This is a genomic window from Streptomyces sp. ME19-01-6 (assembly GCF_033793745.1).
In the GTDB taxonomy this organism is placed as follows: Bacteria; Actinomycetota; Actinomycetes; order Streptomycetales; family Streptomycetaceae; genus Streptomyces.
In genome coordinates this window covers 191905-209687 of record NZ_JARAXF010000009.1, presented here as the reverse complement: position 1 = coordinate 209687, position 17783 = coordinate 191905, and the positions used below count along the sequence as shown (strand labels likewise).

16 protein-coding genes are annotated in these 17783 nt (G+C 71.6%); 13 read left to right on the top strand and 3 right to left on the bottom strand.

Annotation, left to right across the window (positions count from 1 at the left end):
• Window positions 1-79: 79 nt before the first annotated feature.
• Window positions 80-1384, top strand: a complete 1305-nt coding sequence (locus PV419_RS22485; RefSeq protein WP_319691580.1) for a hypothetical protein — start codon at window positions 80-82, stop codon at window positions 1382-1384.
• Here the strand turns inward: PV419_RS22485 and PV419_RS22480 are convergent.
• Window positions 1365-2369 carry an ATP-binding protein gene (locus PV419_RS22480; RefSeq protein ID WP_319691579.1) on the bottom strand — a complete coding sequence of 335 codons (1005 nt, stop codon included), beginning with the start codon at window positions 2367-2369 and terminating at the stop codon, window positions 1365-1367. The two genes, PV419_RS22485 and PV419_RS22480, sit on opposite strands and share 20 nt — an antisense overlap.
• Window positions 2370-2469: 100 nt before the next feature.
• On the opposite strand from PV419_RS22480, the gene PV419_RS22475 reads away from it, so the two are divergent.
• Complete coding sequence (locus PV419_RS22475; protein WP_319691578.1) at window positions 2470-3291, top strand: oxidoreductase; 822 nt, start codon at window positions 2470-2472, stop codon at window positions 3289-3291.
• Between the two features lie 400 nt (window positions 3292-3691).
• Here PV419_RS22475 and PV419_RS22470 read toward each other — a convergent pair whose 3' ends face one another.
• On the bottom strand, window positions 3692-4528 hold the full coding sequence (locus PV419_RS22470) for an HAD family hydrolase (protein WP_319691740.1): 837 nt from the start codon (window positions 4526-4528) through the stop codon (window positions 3692-3694).
• A 469-nt stretch (window positions 4529-4997) separates the two neighbouring features.
• Here PV419_RS22470 and ssd point away from each other — a divergent pair, with 469 nt between their 5' ends.
• The 7 genes from ssd (at window position 4998) to PV419_RS22435 (ending at window position 10181) form a co-directional block, all read left to right on the top strand.
• Window positions 4998-6110, top strand: a complete 1113-nt coding sequence (gene ssd / locus PV419_RS22465) for a septum site-determining protein Ssd (RefSeq protein ID WP_319691577.1) — start codon at window positions 4998-5000, stop codon at window positions 6108-6110.
• Entirely contained in the window at window positions 6107-7303 is a 1197-nt protein-coding gene (locus tag PV419_RS22460; protein WP_319691575.1) for a TadA family conjugal transfer-associated ATPase, read from the top strand. The genes ssd and PV419_RS22460 overlap by 4 nt, the downstream gene beginning before the upstream one ends.
• The gene (locus PV419_RS22455; protein WP_319691574.1) at window positions 7300-8232 is read left to right on the top strand and encodes a type II secretion system F family protein; all 933 of its coding nucleotides are present in this window, start codon (window positions 7300-7302) and stop codon (window positions 8230-8232) included. Before PV419_RS22460 ends, PV419_RS22455 begins: the two co-directional genes overlap by 4 nt.
• Window positions 8222-9025: a type II secretion system F family protein gene (locus PV419_RS22450; protein ID WP_319691573.1), complete on the top strand. Its 804-nt coding sequence runs from the start codon at window positions 8222-8224 to the stop codon at window positions 9023-9025. The genes PV419_RS22455 and PV419_RS22450 overlap by 11 nt, the downstream gene beginning before the upstream one ends.
• Window positions 9026-9173: 148 nt before the next feature.
• Window positions 9174-9371 carry a DUF4244 domain-containing protein gene (locus PV419_RS22445; RefSeq protein WP_319691572.1) on the top strand — a complete coding sequence of 66 codons (198 nt, stop codon included), beginning with the start codon at window positions 9174-9176 and terminating at the stop codon, window positions 9369-9371.
• Window positions 9358-9810: a TadE family type IV pilus minor pilin gene (locus PV419_RS22440; RefSeq protein WP_319691570.1), complete on the top strand. Its 453-nt coding sequence runs from the start codon at window positions 9358-9360 to the stop codon at window positions 9808-9810. The genes PV419_RS22445 and PV419_RS22440 overlap by 14 nt, the downstream gene beginning before the upstream one ends.
• The gene (locus tag PV419_RS22435; RefSeq protein WP_319691568.1) at window positions 9807-10181 is read left to right on the top strand and encodes an Rv3654c family TadE-like protein; all 375 of its coding nucleotides are present in this window, start codon (window positions 9807-9809) and stop codon (window positions 10179-10181) included. The genes PV419_RS22440 and PV419_RS22435 overlap by 4 nt, the downstream gene beginning before the upstream one ends.
• Before the next feature lie 467 nt (window positions 10182-10648).
• Here PV419_RS22435 and PV419_RS22430 read toward each other — a convergent pair whose 3' ends face one another.
• Window positions 10649-13102: a DEAD/DEAH box helicase gene (locus PV419_RS22430; RefSeq protein WP_319691566.1), complete on the bottom strand. Its 2454-nt coding sequence runs from the start codon at window positions 13100-13102 to the stop codon at window positions 10649-10651.
• A gap of 54 nt (window positions 13103-13156) precedes the next feature.
• Between PV419_RS22430 and bldG the strand changes: the two genes are divergently transcribed.
• The 4 genes from bldG to PV419_RS22410 all read left to right on the top strand — a co-directional run bounded on the left by bldG (window position 13157) and on the right by PV419_RS22410 (window position 17703).
• Complete coding sequence (gene bldG, locus PV419_RS22425; protein ID WP_014178436.1) at window positions 13157-13498, top strand: anti-sigma factor antagonist BldG; 342 nt, start codon at window positions 13157-13159, stop codon at window positions 13496-13498.
• 86 nt (window positions 13499-13584) lie between these two features.
• Entirely contained in the window at window positions 13585-14019 is a 435-nt protein-coding gene (locus PV419_RS22420) for an ATP-binding protein (RefSeq protein ID WP_089512875.1), read from the top strand.
• A 347-nt stretch (window positions 14020-14366) separates the two neighbouring features.
• The gene (locus PV419_RS22415; protein ID WP_319691563.1) at window positions 14367-16835 is read left to right on the top strand and encodes a sodium-translocating pyrophosphatase; all 2469 of its coding nucleotides are present in this window, start codon (window positions 14367-14369) and stop codon (window positions 16833-16835) included.
• A gap of 274 nt (window positions 16836-17109) precedes the next feature.
• Complete coding sequence (locus PV419_RS22410) at window positions 17110-17703, top strand: small secreted protein (protein WP_319691562.1); 594 nt, start codon at window positions 17110-17112, stop codon at window positions 17701-17703.
• Window positions 17704-17783 lie beyond the last annotated feature (80 nt).

The window sequence follows — 17783 nt, the reverse complement described above, 5'->3', positions numbered from 1 at the left end:
CTTTTCTTCGTTCCGTGCGAGCTTGGCTTTCGGTCCGAGCTCCCGCGGCGCGGAACGATGAGAGAGACGAGGTGGCGGCATGAGGACCAGAAGAAACGTCACTGCATGGTTCGCCGTGATGGCCGCGCTGGCCGCGGTGGCCAACTGCACGGGGAGTTCGCACGACTCACAGCGCTCAGGCAGTCCGGGACAGCCGCGGACGGACCGCGAGGCGCAGCGGAACGGACCGGCGGCGCCCAAGTACCCCAAGCGCGCCGGGAAGCAGGGCCGGCTCATCGGTGACGGATCGACCTCCTACACCGGACCGCAGCCCGGGCAGCTCAGCCCCCGACGGCTCAAGCCGGGCGACAAGCCACCTCAGTTCGTGGTCTTTTCCTGGGACGGCGCGGGCCAGGACGGCCAGAAGCTCTTCTCCCGTTTCCGCGCGGTCGGCAAGAAGTACGACGCGACGATGACGTACTTCCTCAGCGGCGTCTACATGCTGCCCACAGAGAAGCGAGACCTCTACGACCCGCCGAGACACTCGCGCGGCTCCTCGGCCATCGGCTTCAACGACGTCAAGGGCGTCAAGGACACCGTCGAGCAACTCGGCGCCGCCTGGCGCGAGGGCAATGAGATCGGTACCCACTTCAACGGCCACTTCTGCGGCCCGGACGACGGGGTGGGCACCTGGAGCCCCAGTGAGTGGATCGACGAGACCCGGCAGGCCGTGTCGTTCGTCGAACACTGGAAGACCAACACCCATCTGCGGGGCGGCGAACCGCTGCCCTTCGACTACGGCAAGGAGCTCGTGGGCGGCCGCGCCCCCTGCCTGGAGGGGCAGGAGAACCTGATCAAGGCGGGCAAGAAGATGGGGTTCCGCTACGACGCCAGCTCCGTGGGCGGCCGCCAGGTCTGGCCGAAGAAGATCCACGGAATCTGGGACTTCCCGCTGCAGGAGATCCCCGTGCCCGGCCACTCCTTCGAAACCCTGTCGATGGACTACAACTTCCTCGCCAACCAGTCCGGCACGACCAAGGGCGACCCCTCCAAGCGCGCCGCCTGGGGCAGGCAGATGCGCGAGGGACTGCTCGCCGCCTTCGACCGGGCGTACAAGGGCAATCGGGCACCGCTGTTCATCGGTAACCACTTCGAGTCCTGGAACGGTGGAACGTACATGAACGCCGTCGAGGACACCATCAAGAAGATCTGCCCGAAAAAGGGCGTGCGCTGCGTCTCCTTCAAACAGCTGGCCGACTGGCTGGACGCGCAGGACCCCGGAGTCCTGCGGCGGCTGCGCAAACTGGACGTCGGGAAGCGGCCGAAGGACGGCTGGGCGGGCTTCTTCGCCGCCGAGCCGGCCTCTACGCACTCCGCGCTGCCGGCTAAGCGGAAGCGGAAGTAGCCGTCGGCCGCCCGGCCCGGACGGATTCGTCCAGCATGAAGGCGGGGTCGACCTGGGCGGCCAGGTCGGCGCCCGTCTTCTCGTTGCCCCAGCTCTGCGCGTTCTTCAGATGGAAGTGCACCATCTGGCGGGTGTAACGCTGCCAGTCCCGCCGCTCGTACGACGCGTCCACCGCCTCGTGCAGCGTCCGCAGGGCGCGGCGGTTGACCTCCTCGAGCTCCTCGAAGCGCTGCGGGCGTCCCTTTTCCATGGCCCGCACCCAGTCGGAGTGGCCGACCGTGGCCAGCAGGTCCTCGCCCACCTCCGCACGCAGGAAGGCCAGGTCCTCCGGGCCCTGCACCTTGTTCCCGACCACGCGCAGCGCCACGTCGAAGTCGGCGGCGTACTCCTTGTACTGGCGGTACACCGCGACCCCCTTGCGCGTGGGTTCGGCGACCAGGAACGTCATGTCGAAGCGGGTGAAGAGGCCCGAGGCGAAGGAGTCGCTGCCGGCGGTCATGTCGACGATGACGAACTCGTCGCGGCCGTCGACCAGATGGTTCAGGCACAGCTCGATCGCGCCGACCTTGGAGTGGTAGCAGGCGACGCCGAGATCGGACTCGGTGAAGGGGCCGGTCACCATCAGGCGCACCTGCCCGCTGTCGAGCCCGACCGTCCTGGCGCAGGCCTCGTACACCGGGTTGTCCTCGTCGATGCGCAGGAGCCGTGAGCCCTCGCCCGGCGGAGTCGTCTTGATCATCGTGTCGGCGCCGAAGATACGGGGATTGGTGCCGCGCAAGTAGTCCTTGATCAAGGGAAGGTGGGCGCCCATGGCGGGCAGTGCGGCGGCCTCCGGCTCGTCCAGGCCGAGGGCCGCACCGAGGTGCTGATTGATGTCCGCGTCGACGGCCATGACGGGGGCGCCGGTGGCGGCGACGTGGCGGATGAACAGCGAGGACAGCGTCGTCTTGCCACTGCCGCCCTTGCCCACGAAAGCGATCTTCATGTTCACCTAGCGTAGGTGAGTGATCGTCCTGGATGGTGGATACGGTGAAGAAGACCACTCCAATGAGGGGTGGGGGCGGTGGGTGCGTAGGGTCGTACTCATGAGTACGACAGCAGACCCGCTTGCCGCCCTTGCCGCGCTCCCCGGCGTCGCCGACTCCGTGGAAGCCGTGCGCGAGGCCGTCGACCGGGTCTACGGCCACCGGGTGATGCGCCGCCGCAGCAATGAGGTCACCTCCGAGGCGGCCCTGCGCGGGGCGCGCGGCTCCGCCGCCCTGGCCGGGGCCGACTGGGCGCTGGAGGAGGTGCGGCGCCGCAGCGACTTCGGATCGGAGGGCGAGCCGCGCGCGGTGGGCGCGGCGCTGCGGCTGACCGCTGAGGCCGGACAGCTGCTGAGCGTGTGGCGGCAGTCGCCGCTGCGGGTGCTGGCCCGGCTGCATCTGGTCGCGGCGGGGGGAACGGAGGCGGCCGACGCGGTGGGGCGGCCGCGGCTGGCGGGTGAGCCGGTCGAGGAGCCGCTGATTGAACTGGCGCTGCCGGGCGCCGATGAGGTGACGGGGCGGCTGGACGGGCTGGTGCGGCTGCTGGTCGCGGGGAGCCGGGCCCCGGCGCTGGTGATGGCCGCGGTGGTGCACGGCGAACTGCTGGCCCTGCGGCCCTTTGGCTCGCACAACGGTCTGGTGGCTCGCGCGGCGGAGCGGATCGTGTTGGTGGGCAGCGGACTTGACCCGAAATCCATCTGTCCGGCCGAGGTCGGACACGCGGAGCTGGGGGCTGCGGCGTACGTCGAAGCGCTGGAGGGCTATGCCTCCGGCACGCCCGAGGGCGTGGCCGCGTGGATCGCGCAGTGCGGGCGTGCGGTGGAGTTGGGAGCCCGTGAGAGCACAGCGGTCTGTGAGGCCCTGCAGCGCGGCGCCGCCTGAGTCCCCGCAGGGTCAAACTTCGCCGGATCGGATCGATTCGGGTCGCGCCCGATCGGACCGCGCCGGATCGAGCCGTGCGGGGTTGGGCTGCTGCGGGCGGGTCCGGACATGGTTGCGGCGGCACCGAGTTCGGTACCGCCGCTGGCACGTCCACCGGGTTACCATGCGTGCACGAGAATTCGCCCATCAGGTCGGGATCTTCGGCCCGTCACCTGGTGCGGCTGGCCCGTAATCGACGGGTCGGCGTCGCGTGGGTGCCCAGTATTCATGCTCGGTCCGTGGGCCTTGGTGCGTCTGGGGTTAATCCTCCGGATGCCCCTGGTCTCGCGGGCCTTCGATTCCTTTCTACTCCTGTGTCAGGCTAAGCGGAAGCTCTCATCGCAGATCTTTGTGATGAGCTTCAAGCGCGGGCATATGGTGCGCGACGCCGACTGGCGTACCACATCAGCCCGGCGGTGGCGGCGGCCGCGCCCACCGCCGCCGCGACGGCCAGCACCGGACGCGGCGGCATGGAGAGGGAGGGCACGCGCTGCTTCAGCCGCACCGGCTTGTTGAACGAGAGGACCGGCCAGCCACGGGCCGCGGCCTCGCGGCGCAGCGCGCGGTCCGGGTTCACCGCGTGTGGATGGCCGACGGACTCCAGCATCGGCAGGTCGGTGGCCGAGTCGCTATAGGCGTAGCAGCGGGAGAGGTCGTAGCCCTCGGACTCGGCCAGCTCGGCGATGGCCTCCGCTTTGGTCGGCCCGTATGCGTAGTACTCCACCTCGCCGGTGAACGCCCCGTTCTCCACGACCATGCGGGTGGCCACCACGCGGTCCGCGCCCAGCAACTCGCCGATCGGCTCGACGACCTCGGCACCCGAGGTGCTGACAATGACCACATCGCGGCCGGCGGCATGGTGTTCCTCGATGAGGGAGGCTGCCTCGTCATAGATGATCGGGTCGATGAGGTCATGCAGGGTCTCGGCGACGATCTCCCGCACCTGCTGGACATTCCACCCACGGCACAGCGCCGAGAGATACTCCCGCATCCGCTCCATCTGCTCGTGATCGGCCCCGCCGGCGAGGAAGACGAACTGCGCATATGCGGTACGCAGTACGGCGCGGCGGTTGATCAGCCCGCCTTGGTAGAAGGACTTGCTGAAGGTGAGCGTGCTCGACTTCGCAATGACCGTCTTGTCCAGGTCAAAGAAGGCGGCTGTCCGAGGCAACGAGTGGTTTTCCACGACGCCGAGCATAGGGCCCACCATTCGGCGTAAGCTGGGCGCGTGGGTTTGCCTGAGAAGGCTCTCGGGTACACCATGGAAGTCACGGATCGTTCGCGACCGTGCTAACCCGGTCCGACTCCTCCCCCCCCGAGTCGGCCGTGGGGACGACCCCCGCTCTCCCCCCCGGCGGGGGTCGTCGCATGTCCGGACGCATTTGCGGTCTTTTCACCTGATCATTTCCCCTCCCGGGCCTCTGCTCGCGCCAGCCGCCCCATCAGGCTGCTTCGTGACTGTACGTAATCGCAAGGCTGCTCTCTGGAAGTCACTGGTTTAGGTGACTGGGATATTCACAACTGATGAGTTGTCCACAGTTTTGGACCAAGATCCCCAGGATTTTCTGGATCGCCGGACGCTGATTCTCCGCGGCGTTCGCGCTCATCGTTCGCGGAAGTGAGAGCGCGTAACGGGATGGGGCGCGTAACGAGATGGGGAGGGGATCGTGGCTGGATCCATCACACCGAATCGACCGGCGACGGATGGGCGACAGCGCAGACCGCTGATCGTCACTGAGGACGAGGAGCTTCTCGACGACTTGCTGCGGCTGTGCGCGGCGGCGGGGGCCGAGCCTGAAGTGGTGCATGGCGCGCCCGCGCGCCGGGGCAGTTGGGAGGGCGCGCCGTTGATTCTGGTCGGCGACGACGCCGCGGCCCGGCTGCGCGGTGGCACCCGCAGGGAGGGGGTGCTGCTCATCGGGCGGGATCTCGACGACCACGGCATCTGGCAGCGGGCCGTCGCCCTGGGCGCGGACAATGTGGCGTTTCTGCCCGATGCCGAGACCTGGCTGGTGGACCGCATCGCCGACGTGGCCGAGGGCGTCGGCCGCCAGGCCTTCACCATCGGGGTCATCGGCGGGCGCGGCGGCGCGGGCGCCAGCACCCTCGCCTGCGCCCTGGCGGTCACCGCCGCCCGCGCGGGGCGGCGCACCATGCTCATCGACGGAGACCCGCTGGGCGGCGGCCTGGATGTGCTGCTCGGCGGCGAGGGCGCGGAGGGGCTGAGGTGGCCCGCCTTCGCCGAATCGCGCGGCCGGGTCGCCGGGAGCGCGCTGGAGGAATCGCTCCCCGAGCTGCACTCCCTGCGGGTGCTCAGCTGGGACCGCGGCCAATCGGTGGCCGTCGCGCCGTCCGCGATGCGGGCGGTGCTCGCGGCCGCGCGGCGGCGCGGCGGGGTCGTGGTGGTGGATCTGCCGCGGCGGGTGGACGACACGGTGGCTGAAGCACTCGACCAGCTGGATCTGGGCCTGCTGGTCGTGCCCGCCGAGTTGCGGGCGGTCGCCGCCGCCCACCGCGTGGCGTCGACGGTGGGCATGGTGCTGCGCGATCTGCGCGCGGTGGTGCGCGGGCCGTGCGGACCGGGGCTCGACGACGAGGAGATCGCCCGGCTTCTGGACCTGCCACTGGCCGGTGAGCTGCCGCCGGAGCCCGGAATGTCGGGCGCGCTGGACGGCGGTGAGCCGCCGGGCGCCAGCCCCCGCGGGCCGCTCGCCCGGTTCTGCGCGGAGTTCTGGGGGCGGGTCCTGGCAGACGCGGAGCAGCAAGGGGGCGGGGCATGAGCGTCAAGCGGCGCGAGCTCGGTGGCGCGAGCGTCGAGTCGCCGGAGCTGCTGGACGCGGTGCGGCTGCGGCTGGCGCGGAGCGGGGCGGAGCCGACGCCCGCGCGGGTGGCGGCGGCCCTGCGTGAGGAGGGGAGGCTGCTCGGCGACACAGAGGTTCTGGGCGTCGTCGCGGCCCTGCGCTCGGAGTTGGTCGGCACCGGGCCGCTGGAGCCGCTGCTCGCCGCCCCCGACGTCACGGACGTACTGGTGACCGCCCCCGACGAGGTGTGGGTGGACCGGGGAGCAGGACTGGAGCGGACGGACGTGAGATTCACCGACGCGGCCGCGGTGCGCAGGCTCGCCCAGCGCCTCGCCGCCGTGGCCGGCCGGCGGCTGGACGACGCCAGGCCATGGGTGGACGCCCGGCTGCCGGACGGCACGCGGCTGCATGCGGTGCTCCCTCCGGTGGCCGTCGGGTCGACCTGTCTTTCGCTGCGCGTGGTGCGGCCCCGGGCGTTCTCCCTGGAGGAACTGGTGGCGGCGGGGACCGTGCCGCCCGGCGGTCAGGAGCTGTTGCGGGCGATGCTGGACGCCCGGCTCTCGTTCCTGATCAGCGGTGGCACGGGCTCGGGCAAGACGACCCTGCTCAGCACGCTGCTGGGGCTCGTCGGGCCCGACGAGCGGATCGTCCTCGCCGAGGACTCGGCCGAGCTCAGGCCGGACCATCCGCATGTGGTCCGGCTGGAGACCCGGCCCGCCAACCAGGAGGGCAGGGGCCAGGTCACCCTCCGGGACCTGGTGCGCCAGGCGCTGCGAATGCGTCCCGACCGGCTGGTGGTCGGAGAGGTGCGCGGCCCCGAGGTCACCGATCTCCTGGGCGCGCTCAACACCGGGCACGAGGGCGGTTGCGGCACGGTGCACGCCAACACGGCGGCGGACGTCCCGGCCCGGCTGGAGGCGCTGGGATCGACTGCTGGTCTCGACCGGGCGGCGCTGCACAGCCAGCTGGCGGCGGCCCTGTCGGTCGTGATCCATCTGGTGCGGGACCGCGGCGGGCGGCGCAAGATCGCCGAGCTGCACGTCCTGGACCGGGACCGGGCGGGCTATGTCACGACCGTCCCGGCCGTGGAGTGGACCCCCGAGGGGTTCGGGAGGGCGGCAGGCTGGGAGCGGCTCCAGCGGCTGTGTGTACGCGGCGGGGGTGCGGCATGACAGGCGCGGGCGGTGGGGTGGCCCCGGAGGCGCTGCCGCTGTGCGCGGCCGTGCTGTGCGCGGGCGCGGCGGCCTGGCTGCTCTCCGGGCGCGACAGGGATCTGCGGCGGGCCAGGCTGCTGTTCGCGGGCGGCGGAGCCGTCGGGCCCGCCGGGGCGGATCCGCGGCGGCGGCTGACCGAGATGGCCGCCTGGCTGCGGGAGCGGTGGCGGACCGCATACGGCGGGCGGATGGGACGCGAGCTGCTGTGTCTCCCCGCGGGATGTCTCCTCGCGCTGGTGGGCGCGTCGGTGCTGCCGCTGCTGGCCGGGGTGGCGGCCGTGCCGGTCGTCGGCCGGTGGCGGCGGGCGCGCAAGCGCGACCGGCGGCGGGATCGGCGGGCCGCGGCGGTGATCGAGCTGTGCGGGGCCGTGGCGGGCGAGCTGCGCGCCGGGCGGCAACCGGTCGAGGCGCTGTTGGCCACGCCCCCAGGGCACATCGGGGAGCGTTGGGGCCTGGTCTCGGCGGCGGCGCGGTTCGGAGGTGATGTGCCGGAGGCGTTGCGCAGGGCGGCCCGTTCGCCAGGTGCGGAGGGGCTCACCGGGGTCGCGGCCTGCTGGCAGGTCGCGGTCGACGAAGGGGCGGGCCTCGCGGCCGGCCTCGACCGGGTCGCGGCGGCGCTGCGGGCCGAGCGGGACCAGCGGCAGAGTGTGCGCTCCCGGCTGGCGGGCGCCCGGGCCACGGCCGTCGTGCTGGTGCTGCTGCCCGTCCTCGGGCTGCTGATGGGCAGTGCGCTGGGAGCGGACCCACTGCACGTGCTGCTGCACACCCCGGCCGGTCTGGCCTGCCTGCTGGTGGGCGGGCTGCTGGAGTGGGCCGGGTTCGCCTGGACCTCGCGGGTGATCCGGGCGGCGGCCGGCGAGGAAGGACGTCGGGGTCATGACGGCTGATGTTATCCACAGCCTGTGGATTATGGCGGCCTTCGCAGCCTCCGCCGTGTCGGTCGCGGAAGCGGTGATTGAGGCCCGCCGGGTGCGGACCGCCCGGCGTCGGCTCACGGCGCTGCTGCCTGAGGCCCACCAGGAGCGGCGGCCGGGGCGGCGGGAGAGATGGCGCGCCGGAGGGGCAGCCGACGCGATACGGGACTGGGTTTCGGCCGTCGGTGCCCTGCTCGCCTGCCTCGTCCTGGTCGGCGGCCCGCTGGGCTGCGCGCTTGGCCTCGCCGCCGGATACGGGGCGAGACGGTGGCAGCGGCACCGCCGGGCCACCGCCGGGCGGTCCGGCAAGCGCGCCAAGAACGACGCGGCGCGCCAGCTTCCGCTGGCCGCCGATCTGCTCACCGCCTGCCTGGAGGCCGGAGCCGGCCCGCGCAAGGCGGCAGAAGCGGTGGGGCGGTCGCTCGGCGGCCCGGTCGGCGAGCGGCTCGCCCAGGCCGCGGCGGAGCTGCGGCTCGGAGGCGAGCCGGCCGCCGCCTGGGGGCGCATGGGGGCTCTGCCTGGTGCACAGAGACTGGCGCGCGCCCTGGAGCGCGCCGGGACGACGGGCGCGCCGGCCGTGGAGCCGGTGTCCCGGCTGGCCGCCGACTGCCGGGCCGAGCAGGGGAGGCAGGCGGACAAACGGGTGGAGCGCGCAAGCGTCCTGGCCACCGCCCCGCTGGGCGCGTGCTATCTGCCCGCGTTCCTGCTGATCGGGGTGGCGCCGGTGATGCTCGGGCTCGCGGGCGCCCTGGCAGGGGGTGGCTGAAGCGGGGGCCGTCCGGCAGAGCGAGCACGGACGTCGCAGGCGAGCACGGAAACGGAAGCGCGGCAGTCAAGCGCGGCAGCCAGAAGTACGCGAGTCAGGGATACGCGAGTCAGAAGTACGGGATTCAACACAGATCGGGGAGGCCGACATGGTGATGCGTTGGTGTCTGCGGCGGTACGCGGCGGCGAAGGCACGAGCCGACGCGGGGATGGCGACCGCCGAGTATGCGATGGGGACGATCGCGGCATGCGCCTTCGCCGCGGTTCTGTACAAGGTGGTGACCGGCGGGGCGGTCGACGAAGCGCTGCGGTCGGTGATCGGGAAGGCGCTCGATGGGCAGTTCTGATGCGACCGGCGGACCCCATCCAGGAAGTCGGCGCGGCCGGGCCGGACCGGGGGACCGGGGGTTTGTCACGGCGGAGGCGGCCGTCGCGCTGCCGGTGCTGGGGTTGTTCGCACTGATGCTGATCTGGGGCCTGATGGCCGCGTCCGGGCAGATGCGATGTGTGGACGCGGCACGGGCCGGGGCGCGCGCCGCCGCGCGTTCGGAGCCGCGGGCGGCGGCGCTGGCCGCCGCCCGGTCGGCCGCACCACGCGGGGCCCGGGTTGAACTGCGGCGGGAGGGCGACCTGGTGCGGGTACGGGTCGAGGCCCGCGCGCCCGGCCCGGGTCCGCTGGCGGTGCGCCTGAGCGGCGAGGCGGTCGCCTTCGCTGAGGAATCGGTGGGCAGAGGTGAGGAGGCGCCAGGATCGGCCACGGCACCTGCGGGCGAGGCGGGGCCGTGAGGAGGGATTGGGGAGACCGCGGGTCGGCGACGGTGTGGGCCGCCCTGACCGCCACGGCGCTGTGCGCGGTGTTCGCTGTCGTGCTGGCTGCCGGACAGGTCATGGTGGCCCGCCACCGGGCCGGCGCCGCCGCGGACCTCGCGGCACTCGCGGCGGCGGACCACGGACTGGAGGGACCCGAAGCCGCGTGCCGACTCGCACGGCGGGTGGCCGCCGCGCAGGGTGCCCGCGTGGTGAAGTGCGCGCTGCGCGGCGCGATCGCCGATCTCAGGGTGGAGGCACGGGCCGGTCCGTTCGCCCCCGAAGTCCGGTCCCGCGCCGGACCCGCGGAGCCGCCCGGGCTCCAGTCCGGGCGAGGCGCGCCCCGGTGATACGCCGGGCGGGCGGCCGCGGCGGCCGGAGGGGGCCCGCGCCCACCGTCGGGGTCGCGCCGAGGGCCGCAGCCGAGCCGCTGGGCTTGCGCCGGGAGCTTGAAGAGGCCGCCGGGAAGCCTTTGGACACAGGCGCACCGCTACGCCCGCCCGTGACCGTGGTGGCTGCGAGGAAAGGAGAGAGGGCCAGGGAGACGCTGTGAGGGGCCGTGAGGGCCGGGGCGCGGAGGCGGGAACGTTGCCCGGCGCCAGGCGCCAGGCGCCAGGCGCCAGCTGTCGGGCGTCAGGTGGCCCGGTGCCCGGTGCTAGCCGCCCAGAGTCCGGTGCCCACCTGCCCGGCGCCAGACACCCAGCTGTCAGGCGTCAGGTGGCCCAGTGGCAGCTGCTCGGCGCCCGGTGCCGGCTGCCCAGATGCCCGATGGCAGCTGCCCACCGCCGGGTGTCCGCTACCTGCCGTCGGCTGACAGTCAGGCGTCGGTCGGCTGGGGTGGTGCCTTGGTGAGGAGGGTGGTCAGGAGGCGGATGGCGGCCTTCTTGTCGAGCGGGTCGTTGCCGTTGCCGCACTTGGGGGACTGGATGCAGGACGGACAGCCGGATTCGCACTCGCAGGCGGCGATCGCCTCGCGGGTGGCCGTGAGCCAGCCGGCGGCGGTGTGGAAGGCGCGCTCGGCGAAGCCCGCGCCGCCGGGGTGGCCGTCGTAGACGAACACGGTCGGAAGGAGCGTGTCGGGGTGGAGCGGGACGGAGACCCCGCCGATGTCCCAGCGGTCGCAGGTCGCGAAGAGCGGCAGCATGCCGATGGAGGCGTGCTCGGCGGCGTGCAGGGCGCCGCCGAGGGCTTCGGGGGCGACGCGGGCGTCCTCGAGCTGGTCGTCGGTGACCGTCCACCACACGGCCCGGGTGCGCAGCGTACGGGGCGGGAGGTCCAGCCTGGACTCGCCGAGGACCTCGCCGCTGATCAGCTTGCGACGCAGAAAGGAGACAACCTGGTTGGTGACCTCGACCGAGCCGAAGCACAGCCGTGCGTCGCCCCACGGGACCTCGGTGGTGGTCTCCAGGATGGAGATCGCCGTGGTGTCGCGGGCGGTGGTCGAATACGGCGGTGAGGCCTCCTCCACGAGCGCGACGGAGTCCTCCAGGTCGAGCTGTTCGACGAGGTAGGTCCGGCCCTGGTGGAGGTGGACGGCGCCCTCGTGGACGGTGGCGTGGGCGGCTGAGGCGTCCACCGTGCCCAGCAGCCGCCCCGTCGCCGCCTCCACGATCTGCACCGGCCGCCCGCCTTCGCCGCGGATGTCGGTGAGGTCGGCGGCGCGCTCACGGCGGGTCCAGTGCCAGGCGGTCGCCCGGCGACGGAGCAGTCTGCGCTGCTCCAGCTGTGGCATCAGCTCTTTGGTGGCGGGTCCGAAGAGTTCCAGGTCCGCCTCGGTGAGCGGCAGCTCGGCGGCGGCCGCGCAGAGGTGGGGCGCGAGGACGTACGGGTTGTCCGGGTCGAGCACGGTGGATTCGACCGGCTGCCGGAAGAGGGCTTCCGGGTGGTGGACGAGATAGGTGTCCAGCGGGTCGTCCCGGGCGACGAGGATTGCCAGCGCGCCCTGGCCGGCGCGCCCGGCCCGCCCCGCCTGCTGCCACAGGGAGGCGCGGGTGCCCGGGTATCCGGCGACGACGACGGCGTCCAACCCGGCCACGTCCATCCCCAGCTCCAGGGCGGTGGTGGCGGCGAGCCCGAGGAGGTCCCCGGAGTGCAGGGCGCGCTCCAGGGCGCGGCGCTCCTCGGGGAGATAGCCGCCGCGGTAGGCGGCGACCCTGTCCGCCAGGGACCGGTCGACCTCGGCGAGCCGCTCCTGGGCGATCAGGGCGATGAGCTCGGCGCCGCGCCGGGAGCGTACGAAGGCGACCGTACGGACGCCCTGGACGGCCAGGTCGGTGAGCAGGTCCGCGGACTCCGCCGTGGCGGTGCGGCGGACCGGGGCCCCCTGCTCGCCGTGCAGCTCGGTCAGCGGCGGCTCCCACAGGGCGAAGACCACCTCGCCCCGGGGCGAGGAGTCGTCGGTGATCTCCACCACGGGAAGTCCGGTCAGCCGGGTCGCCGCGACGGCCGGGTCGGCGGCGGTCGCGGAGGCGAGCAGGAAGACGGGCGAGGAGCCGTAGCGGGCGCAGACGCGGCGCAGTCTGCGCAGCACCTGGGCCACATGGGAGCCGAAGACGCCCCGGTAGGTGTGGCACTCGTCGATGACGACATAGCGCAGCGCGCGCAGGAAGGAGGACCATCTGGGGTGCCCGGGCAGGATGCCGCGGTGCAGCATGTCGGGGTTGGTGAGCACGTAGTTCGCGTACTGGCGGACCCACTCGCGCTCCTCGACCGGCGTGTCCCCGTCGTACACCGCGGCGCGGATGCCGGTGCCCAGCGGCGCGGCGAGATCGGCCACCGCGCGCCGCTGGTCGGCGGCCAGGGCCTTGGTGGGCGCCAGGTACAGGGCGGTCGTGCCGCGCCCGCTGGGCGCCTCTGAGCCGTCCAGGAGGGCGCTGAAGACGGGGGCCAGGTAGGCCAGGGACTTCCCCGACGCGGTGCCCGTGGCGACGACCACCGATTCGCCTCGCAGTGCGTGCTCGGCCGTACGCGCCTGGTGGGCCCACGGGCGCTCGATTCCGGCGGCCTGGACGGCAGCGACGACTTCCGGCCGGATCTGGCGAGGCCAATCGGCATGGGTCCCGATACGCGGGGGCAAGTGCTCCGTATGAGTGATGCGCGCAGCCCGGCCCGCCCCCGTGGTGAGCCGACCGAGGACGGTCCGGGGTGAGGTGCGTATGCCCGCCTGCCGCGGGAGTTGGTTGTGGGCCATCGACACCGAGTCTGTCACTGGTCTGACGGACAATGGCCTCAAGGCGTCGTGCGCGCCTGCTGGTAAGTGATTGAATGCCATCGCGGCTGCCGATCCATGGGGGGCGACCGCTCGATGCAAGGTGCTGGAGGATCCGTGGACCTGTCCCTGTCGACCCGGACCGTTGGCGACCGCACGGTCGTCGAGGTCGGTGGCGAGATTGATGTATACACCGCGCCCAAGCTGCGCGAGCAGCTGGTCGAGCTTGTCAACGACGGCAATTACCACTTGGTCGTCGACATGGAGGGCGTCGACTTCCTCGACTCCACCGGACTCGGCGTGCTCGTCGGCGGGCTCAAGCGAGTGCGGGCCCATGAGGGCTCGCTGCGCCTCGTCTGCAACCAGGAGCGCATTCTCAAGATCTTCCGAATTACCGGCCTGACCAAGGTGTTCCCGATTCACACCTCGGTCGACGATGCCGTCGCGGCGACTGACTGATCAGTCACCATCGGAAGAACGAGGGGGTACCGGGCGGCTCCGCCCGGCCCCCTGAGATGCACGCCCAAACGCCCGAGGGGGATGGCATGGCCACCGTCGAACTCCGCTTCAGCGCCCTGCCCGAGCACGTCAGAACCGCCCGCCTGGTGGCGGCGGCCGTGGCGCGCCGGGCCGGGGTGGACGAGGCCGTGCTCGACGAGGTGAGGCTTGCGGTCGGCGAGGCATGCACGCGCGCGGTCGGGCTCCACCTGAGCAATGGGGTGGAGGCCCCGGTGCGGGTGGTCCTGACCGACGAGGAGAAGAAGTTCTCCATCGAGGTCGGCGACGAGTCGCCGACATCCGCCGGGCTCACCCCCGGCTCCCATCCCGACGTGGACGAGGAGCCGGCGGCCGAGGGCGAGGACGAGATGGGGCTCGCGGTTATCAGCGGGCTGGTCGACGACGTCGAGGTGACGACGAGCGAGACCGGCGGCCGGATCCGGATGAGCTGGCCCACCGCCCCTCAGTCCCTTCTGCCGTAGCTCCACAGCTCGCGCCGGGGTCCGATCGCGGACGTCGGCGCAGGGTGCTCCGCCCTGCTCTGGCCATGCGCTGAGCAGGGCTTTTTATATGACTTCGAGATCGTTTATATAGATCATTATCTATGCGTCAGCGAATTAGGCGTCTTCCTTCATCCGAGGGAATTTCCGAGGCCGAAACCTATTGATCTTCGCTGGTGCAGGCGAATTCCTATTCCGGTGCCCTGTTTTGATCTGGCGCCGCTCCCTACAATCCGTCCACATCTTGAGCTCAGGACGCCTGAGCGTGGCGGCTCTTCTGCGGTCGCAGAACTGCTGCGCGCCCATGTGCCAAACGTCAAGGAGGACGAATGGCGGGGCAACTCACCCCTCATCCACTGGACCTTCCCCCAACCCTGGCTGCCGCAGAACTGACCGACGACAACAGAGTGATCGTGCTGGTGATCGCCGCGGTCGCGGTGGCGGCACTCGCGGTCGCGGTGGCGCTGGTACGACAAGTGCTCGCGGCCGGCGAGGGCACCGACACCATGAAGAAGATCGCCGCGGCGGTCCAGGAAGGCGCGAATGCCTATCTGGCCCGGCAGCTGCGCACTCTCGGCGTATTCGCCTCCGTGGTGTTCTTCCTGCTCATGCTCTTGCCGGCGGATGACTGGAAGCAGCGCATCGGGCGATCGGTGTTCTTTCTGATCGGCGCCGGATTCTCGGCGGCCACTGGCTATATCGGGATGTGGCTCGCGGTGCGCAGCAATGTGCGCGTCGCAGCCGCCGCCCGTGAGGCGACGCCGGAGAAGCCGTCCGGGACCACTCCCGTCAATGGGAGTTCCCCCTCTTCCGGGCCCCCTTCCACGCCTTCTTCCACCCCGGGTGAATCGGGTGTCGATCTGACGGCCGTCTCGCACAAGGCCATGAAGATCGCTTTCCGTACGGGCGGCGTGGTCGGCATGTTCACCGTCGGTCTCGGCCTGCTCGGCGCGTCCTGCGTGGTGCTGGTCTACGCGGCCGACGCACCCAAGGTGCTCGAGGGCTTCGGCCTGGGCGCCGCCCTGATCGCGATGTTCATGCGGGTCGGCGGCGGCATCTTCACCAAGGCCGCCGACGTCGGCGCCGACCTCGTCGGCAAGGTCGAAAAGGGCATCCCCGAGGACGACCCGCGCAATGCCGCGACCATCGCGGACAACGTCGGCGACAACGTCGGGGACTGCGCGGGCATGGCGGCGGACCTGTTCGAGTCGTACGCCGTGACCCTGGTCGCCGCGCTCATCCTCGGCAAGGCCGCCTTCGGCGACTCTGGCCTGGCGTTCCCGCTGCTGGTCCCGGCCATCGGCGTGGTCACCGCCATGATCGGCATCTTCGCCGTGGCCCCGCGGCGCGCCGACCGCAGCGGCATGACCGCCATCAACCGAGGCTTCTTCATCTCCGCGGTGATCTCGCTGGCGCTGGTGGCGGCCGCGGTCTTCGCCTATCTGCCGTCCAGCTACGCCGACCTGCACGGCGTCACCGACCGCGCGATCCTCGGCCACGGCGGGGACCCGCGCGTGCTCGCGCTCGTCGCCGTCGCCATCGGCATCGTGCTCGCTGCGCTCATCCAGCAGCTCACCGGCTACTTCACCGAGACCACCAGGCGGCCGGTGCGGGACATCGGCAAGACCTCCCTGACCGGTCCCGCCACGGTCGTGCTCTCCGGGATCTCGCTCGGGCTGGAGTCCGCGGTGTACTCGGCGGCGCTGATCGGCCTCAGCGTCTACGGCGCGTTCCTGCTCGGCGGCAGCTCGATCATGCTGGCGCTGTTCGCGGTCGCGCTGGCCGGCACGGGCCTGCTCACCACCGTGGGCGTGATCGTCGCGATGGACACCTTCGGTCCGGTCTCCGACAACGCCCAGGGCATCGCCGAGATGTCCGGCGATGTCGAGGGCGCGGGCGCGCAGGTGCTCACGGACCTCGACGCGGTCGGCAACACCACCAAGGCGATCACCAAGGGCATCGCCATCGCGACGGCGGTGCTCGCCGCGTCGGCGCTCTTCGGCTCGTACCGCGACGCCATCGCGGAGGCGATCGCCGAGACGCATACGACCGTGGCCGGGAAGATGAACCTGAGCCTGGACATCTCGCAGCCGAACAACCTGGTCGGGCTCGTCCTCGGCGCCGCCGTCGTCTTCCTGTTCTCGGGGCTGGCGATCAACGCGGTGTCGCGGTCCGCGGGCGCGGTGGTCTTCGAGGTGCGGCGGCAGTTCCGCGAGAAGCCCGGGATCATGGACTACAGCGAGAAGCCCGAGTACGGGCGGGTCGTGGACATCTGCACCAAGGACGCGCTGCGCGAGCTCGCCACGCCCGGCCTGCTCGCCGTGCTGGCGCCGATCGCGGTCGGCTTCACCTTCGGGGTCGGTGCGCTCGGCTCGTTCCTGGCCGGCGCGATCGGCACCGGGACGCTGATGGCGGTCTTCCTCGCGAACTCCGGCGGCGCGTGGGACAACGCGAAGAAGCTGGTGGAGGACGGCCACCACGGCGGCAAGGGCAGCGAGGCGCACGCGGCGACGGTGATCGGCGACACGGTCGGCGACCCGTTCAAGGACACGGCGGGCCCCGCGATCAACCCGCTGCTGAAGGTCATGAACCTGGTGGCGCTGCTGATCGCCCCGGCGGTCGTGAAGTTCTCCTACGGGGACAACGCCAGCCCAGGCCTGCGGGCCGGGATCGCGACACTGGCCATGTTGATCATCATCGCCGCCGTGTACGTGTCCAAGCGGCGCGGCATCGCGGTGGGTGACGAAGGCAACCCCGAGCGGGTCAGCAAGTCAGCCGACGCCGCGGTGGTGTCCTGACCCCAGGGAGCGGGCCGCGAGCCGGCGGGGAGAGCCCTGCGACAGGCGGGCGGACAATGTGTTTCGGCACGCTGTCCGCCCGCTTCCACGTCCGGCCCCAGGACGAGCGCGTCCGGCCCTCCAGGGTTCGGTCCCCCGGCTCCAGAGTTCGGTCCCAGGGTGAGGCAGACAGCACACCTGGCTTGGTTCAAATGGCCTCAGAAGACCCTATAAGGGACGCTCAACCCAGGGCCCTGGCCGTTCGGCCGTGTATGTTCCGGGGCCGAGAAGAGCCATGGAAGGGACCAATCCGGTGAACAAGAAGCTTGTGGCGGCACTGTCCGGCGGTGCGGCACTCGTCGTGGCGCTGACCGGCTGCGGTGGCGGTGGGGGCGAAAGCAACAAGAAGGTCAACGACTGGGCCAAGACAGTCTGTGACGAGGTGCAGCCCCAGCTGAAGAAGATCCAGGCCGCCAACGCCTCGATCCATGCCGCGTCCAACGAGCAGGACTCCAAGAAGCTTCAGCAGACCGACTCCGAGGCCTTCGGGGACATCTCCGAGGCGTACACGGCGCTCGCCAAGGCGGTCCAGGACGCGGGCGCCCCGCCCGTCGAGGGCGGCGAGCAGACCCAGAAGCAGGCGGTCAAGGAGCTGAACTCCACCGCCAAGGCGTACAAGGACCTGCAGACGACCGTCGACAAGCTCGACACCTCGGACAAGGCGAAGTTCGCGGAGGGCCTCACGGGCATCGCCGACGAGCTCAACAAGCTCAGCAATTCGGGTGACAAGGCTTTGCAGAAGCTGCAGGAGGGCGACGTCGGCAAGGCGATGGCCAAGCAGCCCGGCTGCCAGAAGCCGAAGGGCACCAGCACCGCGTCACCGTCGTAACCACCGTCGCCGTCGTAACCGGCGTCACCGCGCGGGCGGCGCGCCCCCACCGCGCCGCCCGCCGCCGGCCCCACCCCGCG